This is a genomic window from Halomonas sp. TH-94 (genome assembly GCF_057473365.1).
Window position 1 is genome coordinate 1 of the sequence record NZ_JBYCKL010000096.1, and the last position, 6,257, is coordinate 6,257.

Here is a 6,257-nt window from a genome sequence, read left to right on the forward strand (position 1 = left end):
ACCCATCACTCCTCGCGCTGCTCGTACTCCTCGGCCACGCGAATGGCTTCGGCTTCGGAGTCGTGCTCGGAAACGACGATTTCGTTGTTCGGGTCCGTCTCGTCGATCACGTGCCAGCCGGTCACCGGTAGATTGATGTCCTGGGCATCGCGGATCGGTTCCACACGTGCCTGCCTGGTTCCACTATTGGCCATGATGCCTCCTTGCGGGTCGCTATTCACTGGGTGTCTTATCAAGCTAGCCAAGGCAACGGTGACAAGCCAAACGCAGCCCAGCCCAAGCCCGGCTCATGAATCAGGCGGCACGTCGGTCAGCGCCCCGGTGGAGGCCGAGCTCACCGTGCGTGCGTATTTTGCCAGTACGCCTCGGGTATAGCGGGGCTCGGGCTGGCGCCACGCTTGCCGTCTGCGAGTCAGCTCCTCGTCGGCGACGTGCAGCTCGATGGTGTCGGCCTCGGCATCGATGGTGATGCCGTCGCCATCCTCGACCAGCGCCAGCGGGCCGCCATCGAAGGCCTCGGGGGAGACATGCCCCACCACGAAGCCGTGGCTGCCGCCGGAGAAGCGGCCATCGGTAATCAAGGCCACCGAATCGCCCAGCCCCCGTCCCATGATTGCCGAGGTGGGCGTGAGCATCTCGCGCATACCGGGGCCGCCCTTGGGACCTTCATAGCGGATCACCACCACGTCGCCTGCCGTCACGGTGCCGTCGTTGATGCGTGCCTGGGCCTCCTCCTCGGAGCCGAACACCCGTGCACTGCCGGAAAACCGCGTGCCCTCCTTGCCGGTGATCTTGGCGACCGCCCCTTCCGGGGCCAGGTTGCCGTAGAGGATGCGCAAGTGGCTCTCCTTCTTCAGCGGGGTCTCCAGTGGCGCAATGATGGTCTGTCCCACCGGATAGGGCTCCACCTCGGCCAGGTTCTCGGCCAGGGTGCCCCCCGTCACCGTCAGGCAGTCGCCGTGCAGCATGCCGGCATCGAGAAGCGTCTTCATCAGCGGCTGAATACCGCCGATTTCGACCAGCTCACTCATCATGTAGCGCCCGCTGGGACGCAGATCGGCCAGCACCGGAACACGCCGGCCAATTTCGGTGAAGTCGGCCAGCGAAAGCGGCACGCCCACCGTAGCGGCCATGGCCACCAGATGCAGGACCGCATTGGTGGAGCCGCCCAGGGCGATCACCACGGTGATGGCGTTCTCGAAGGCCTCACGGGTCATGATGTCGGAAGGCTTGATATCGCGCTCGAGCAGGTGGAGCACCGCGGCTCCGGCTGCCTCGCAGTCTTCACGCTTGGCCTGGGAGATGGCGTTCTGGGCCGAACTACCCGGCAGACTCATGCCCAGTGCCTCGATGGCCGACGCCATGGTATTGGCGGTATACATGCCGCCGCAGGAGCCTGGACCGGGAATCGCCGTCTCCTCGATCTGCTTGAGCTCGATCAGCTCCAGGTCGCCGCGGCTATAGGCGCCCATCGCTTCGAACACCGAAACGATATCGGTGTGATTCTTACCCGGTTGGATGGTGCCGCCGTAGACGAAGACACTGGGCCGATTCAGCCGCGCCAGGCCGATCACGCAGCCCGGCATGTTCTTGTCGCAGCCGCCGATGGCCACCAGTCCGTCGAAGCCCTCGCAGCCAGCCACGGTTTCGATGGAGTCGGCGATCACCTCGCGCGAGACAAGCGAATACTTCATGCCCTCGGTGCCGTTGGCAATGCCGTCGGAGATGGTGATGGTATTGAAGATCACGCCCTTGCCGCCGGCGCCATCGGCACCGTCGCGGGCCCGCTCGGCGAGTTCGTGGATATGGCTATTGCAGGGCGTGACCATGCTCCAGGTCGAGGCAATGCCCACCTGAGGCTTGCGGAAATCTTCATCGGAAAAGCCCACCGCTCGGAGCATGGCGCGGCTGGCTGATTTGCCGACACCATCCACCACCTGGGCGGAATGACGACGACGTGGATCGGGGGTATCGCTCATGGGGCGCTCTCCGTTTCGGTTTCGCACCCCCTGAGGTTGGCCGCTACGCGGCCTCCTGGCAAATGCTCAAGCGCTGCGCAGCGTAGCGCGCGGTCTCAGCCAGGCGATCAACAGGCTGACCAGGGTCGACGCCGCCAGCGCAGCGAGGAACGGCGGCAGCGTGGGGATACTGTCGGGGAAGCTCGCTGCCAGCACGCCGGACGCCAGGCTGCCATGGGCGATCCAGCCCGGTAAAATGGCGCCAACCATGCCCGCCACCCCACCCGCCAGCGCGGCCAGCGGCGACATGCGCCGCCAAAGGCCGAGCAGTACCGGCACCACGATGGCGGCACACAGCAGGTCGGCAATCAGGAACAGGCGCAGTACCGAGAGCCCCTGCAGCGCCACGATCACGACCGGCACCATCAACACCACGGTTGCCAGTCGCGCCGCACCGATGGAGAGCCCCCGCTTGCCCGAGCCCGCCACTGCCAGCGAGGCAATGCCGTTCTGCAGGGTATCGACGCTGGACGCGACCAGCGTGACCGCCAGCACCAGCGCCGGCATGGCCAGCCAGCCCGGCGCTTCGGCCAGCAGGGCAAAGAAGGGGATCGGCGGCTCGCCGAGTGCCACGCCGCTCATGGCCGCCAGCATGCCAAGCCCACCCACCAGGGCTACCACCGCCACGGTGGTAGCGCCACCCAGCCAGGCACCGCGGTTGAGGGCGCGGTCATCCCGCGCGGCCCATACCCGCTGCCAATAGCCCTGGTGGAAGAGGTTGGCGGCAGTGACCGCGATGATCAGCGTCAGTGCCACCCCCAGCGCACTGCCGACAGGGATCGCCGGCAGTGCCGCCCCGACCGGCATCTCGGGCAGGCGAAAGAGCGCCACTCCACCCACCACGATCAACAGCACAATCAGCAGCCACGCCTGCCAGCGATCCGTCGCCAGGCTTGCGCGCAGCCCGCCGATGGCGGTGTAGATCAGTGTGGTCACGGCCACGCCGATCACCACCAGCGCCGGCGGCACATCCGAGAGCAGCGCGGTGATGGCCCCGATGGCGGTCAGTTCGGCAGCCAGGAAGCAGGCCATGTAGAGGACCGATACCAGCGACACCCAGCGGCGCACACCGGCACCGTAACAGGCTTCGGCAAACTCGCCGATGCTGCGCCCTTCGGGCAAGTGACGGCGAATCGCCGGACCATAGAGCCCCAGCACGATGAAGGGCAGCGCCGAACCGATGGCATAGCCCGCCAACGCCAGCGGCCCGACGAAGGCGCCGATCTCCGGCGGAGCGAAGAGGATCCAGGCGCCCATTCCAGACGCCAGAAAAGAGAGCCCCAGGCTCGTGGCCGGCTGGGAATTGCGAGCAGTGACATAATCGTCGAGAAGGCCATCGGCGCGGCGAGCACGCAGCCCCAGGAAAGCAAAGCACAGCAGCGCCGCGCCGAGCACGGCTGACGTCAGGTATGGCATGTCGCACTTCCTCCGCCGGTATGAACCGGGTCAGGTTCCAGGGTCAGCGCCTTGCGCCCTCTCAGCCTCGCCGCAGCGAGACTCCCCTGGCGACAGTGAATGAATTGTCATGCAGGCCTAAAGCCAGCCTTCAACTGGCCGATATGACCTCGAACCCCTGGAATGATATAACAACGACAAAACCATAACGAGAACGCCGACAAACCTTACGAACGCCGACGTTCGCCAGTCTCTCAACGCCTTCTCCCCGCAGGGAACCCTCATGCCATTCAGCGAAGCCAAGGAACACGCCCCCGGGCATCTGCATCATATCTTTGCCGACCCCTACTCCGCCTTCGACAACTTGAACGTCGAGCGCCAGCTTCATTTGCGGGTCGCGCTGCAGGCCCTCGTATGCAGGCCCTTGGCCAGCGGGCAGCTGACGCTGCGGGTCATACATGGCTGGGAGAATGGCGGCTTCGAACCCGCCGACCTGTTCCACAGCGACCACCCCGTTACCTCGCTCGACGACTTCGAGCAGGTACGCGCCCTCTATCAGCGGGCCTTGGAAAACACCGCCCCACCGCCCCGCGACGACGCTTCGCTGCTGGCCGGCCCGCTGGCAGATGCCATCGCCGACGCCGAAGCCAAGGGGGAAACGCTCGATCAGGAAACACGCACCATTCCCGCTCGCTGGCCCGGCTTCGACCATGGCTTGACGCTCTATACCTTCTTCAAGGTCTATCACCGTCTCACCTACGGCGAGGACGACAGCTACCGCTCGATCCACTGCAATACGCCGCAAGGCCCCAGAGAGATCCACGAATTTCACCTGGAAGAAGGCGAGTTCGCCGTAGTCCGCCCTCCTGACGACGCAACCGGCGACAGCGTCTTGGTACTTCATGACAGCCAGCTGGAACCGGTGCTGATGCTGCTGGAAACCTGCTGCGCCTGAGCCATTCGCCGTACTAGAGGGAAGCGGGCTTATCCCGCGGCACCCTGCCCATCAGGTAGAACTCCGGGTTGGGTGGCGTGCCAGTGAGGGTAACCAGGCGGTTGGAGAGGCCGAAGAAAGCGGTGATGGCACCGATGTCCCAGATGTCGTCATGGCTGAAACCGGCTTCGGTGAGGCGAGCCTGCCATTCGTCGGTGAGTTCGCCGACTTCCAGGCCGCAGTGAAGGGCAAAGTCGAGCATTACCCGATGGCGCTCGCTGATGGGCGCGGTGCGATGGTTGATCGCCACTTGATCGGCCAGCAGCGGGTCCTTGCTATAGATCCGCACCAGGGCGCCATGAGCCACCACGCAATAGAGGCAGCGATTGCGGGCGCTGGTGGCCACTACGATCATCTCCTTCTCCGCCTTGGTGAGCGTATCGGACTCGCGCTCCATCAGCGCATCGTGGTAAGCGAAGAATGCGCGGAACTCATCGGGACGGTGCGCCAGCATCAGGAACACGTTGGGTACGAAGCCGGCTTTCTCTTGCACCGCGAGGATGGCCTCACGGATGTCATCGGGCAGGTCGTGAATCGATTCGGGAACGGGGAAACGGCTGAGCGGTGCGGTCATGGCGTGAACCTCTGCTGTCGTTGTTGTGCCGGCATGCGCCAGTTAACGTCAACGTAAACAATATGTCCATGCGACCTCCGCTCACACCTCCGCCACCAGAGCCCGCGTCACGACTCGGTTGCGACTGATTTGCTTGGCTTCGTACATCGCCTGGTCGGCCTGGCGGTACACCGCCATGGCGGAAGGCAGCTGGTTATACTCATCGCAGCACACCAGCCCGAAGGAGCCGGTCACCACCCCGTGGCGCGACGCTTCATGCGGAATCTGCAACTGCTGCAGGGCATGGCGAAATCGCTCCAGCGAGAAACGCCCCGCATCCAGCGAGTCGGCCTCAAGCAGGATACCGAACTCCTCCCCACCCAGCCGAAACAGGCGATCACCGGCACGGCGGAAATGGGCCTTGAGCAGGTTGGCGACCTCGAGCAATACCTCATCGCCGGCCTGGTGGCCGTAGGTGTCGTTGAAGGGCTTGAAGTCGTCGATATCCATCATGGCGAATAGCAGAGGCTTGCCGTCACGCTGACGGCGCTGGATCTCCTCGTTGATCTGCGCCTCGAACTGGCGCCGGTTGAGCAGTCCCGTGAGCGGATCGGTGCGCACCATGGCCGCCAGCTTGCGGTTGGCCTGCTCCAGCTCATGGGTGCGCTGATGCACCTTGCTCTCGAGCTTATGGTTGAGCGTCCGCTGCAGCTCATAGGTCTTGCGCTCCGCTTCGAGCTTGGCCTGTTTCAGGCGATTGATCTTGCAGGCCAAGCCGAAGGCCAGCAGCAGAAAACCGAAGGCTGCGCCTATCTCCAGTGCATATTCGGTTCCCAGGCCATAGGGCAGAAAACCGCCCAGACGCAGCGAATAGAGCACACTGCCGACAATTAGGCCGCTCCATCCCAGCAGGAATATCTGCGCTAGCCGGTCGCCCCTGAAACTCAGCCAGGCACTCGTGCCGAGCAGCAGAAGCGCATAGCCGATAGTCAGCGGAAGCATTGCCTGCACCACCCAGGCAAAGTGGTCGACAAAGCTGGGCAACACGCTGATGATCAGCCCCCCGGTCAGCACCATGAGCCCTTTGGCCAGCCGTGGTGCCTGCCGTTTCAGGCTAAGGTAATCGATGCTGAACAGGGTGAGCGCGACGTACAGCAGGCATGTACTCAACAACAGCATCTGATGGTTGAAGCGCGGCCATTCCGGCCACAAGAACTGATAGCCGAACCCCCGCAGAGTGAGGTTGAAAAGCAGAAAGGCGCCAAGACAGAACACCGAGTACAGGAAGGCCTTTTCT

Annotated in this window: 6 protein-coding genes and 1 riboswitch; of the genes, 1 reads left to right on the forward strand and 5 read right to left on the reverse strand. The window is 64.1% G+C overall.

The features are described 5' to 3' along the window. Positions 1-5: 5 nt before the first annotated feature. The 3 genes from AC2VNO_RS17025 to AC2VNO_RS17035 all read right to left on the reverse strand — a co-directional run bounded on the left by AC2VNO_RS17025 (position 6) and on the right by AC2VNO_RS17035 (position 3,434). On the reverse strand, positions 6-194 hold the full coding sequence (locus AC2VNO_RS17025) for a hypothetical protein (RefSeq protein ID WP_486935253.1): 189 nt from the start codon (positions 192-194) through the stop codon (positions 6-8). Between the two features lie 93 nt (positions 195-287). Next, positions 288-1,979, reverse strand: a complete 1,692-nt coding sequence (gene ilvD / locus AC2VNO_RS17030; protein WP_486935254.1) for a dihydroxy-acid dehydratase — start codon at positions 1,977-1,979, stop codon at positions 288-290. Positions 1,980-2,045: 66 nt separating this feature from the next. Then, positions 2,046-3,434 (reverse strand): sodium:solute symporter family transporter, encoded by a 1,389-nt coding sequence (locus tag AC2VNO_RS17035; protein ID WP_486935255.1) that lies wholly within the window; start codon positions 3,432-3,434, stop codon positions 2,046-2,048. Continuing rightward, positions 3,424-3,532: riboswitch (TPP riboswitch) on the reverse strand. (Overlaps the previous gene by 11 nt.) A gap of 164 nt (positions 3,533-3,696) precedes the next feature. Between AC2VNO_RS17035 and AC2VNO_RS17040 the strand changes: the two genes are divergently transcribed. Then, a complete protein-coding gene (locus tag AC2VNO_RS17040) occupies positions 3,697-4,368 on the forward strand; it encodes a hypothetical protein (protein ID WP_486935256.1) in 672 nt (223 codons plus the stop codon). Between the two features lie 13 nt (positions 4,369-4,381). Here the strand turns inward: AC2VNO_RS17040 and AC2VNO_RS17045 are convergent, their stop codons facing one another. Together AC2VNO_RS17045 and AC2VNO_RS17050 are read right to left on the reverse strand one after the other, a co-directional pair. Beyond that, positions 4,382-4,981, reverse strand: coding sequence for a peroxidase-related enzyme (locus tag AC2VNO_RS17045; RefSeq protein ID WP_486935257.1), 600 nt, complete (start codon positions 4,979-4,981; stop codon positions 4,382-4,384). An 81-nt stretch (positions 4,982-5,062) separates the two neighbouring features. Continuing rightward, positions 5,063-6,257, reverse strand: a 1,195-nt coding sequence (locus tag AC2VNO_RS17050) for a sensor domain-containing diguanylate cyclase (protein WP_486935258.1), incomplete at its 5' end; no start/stop codon positions are given.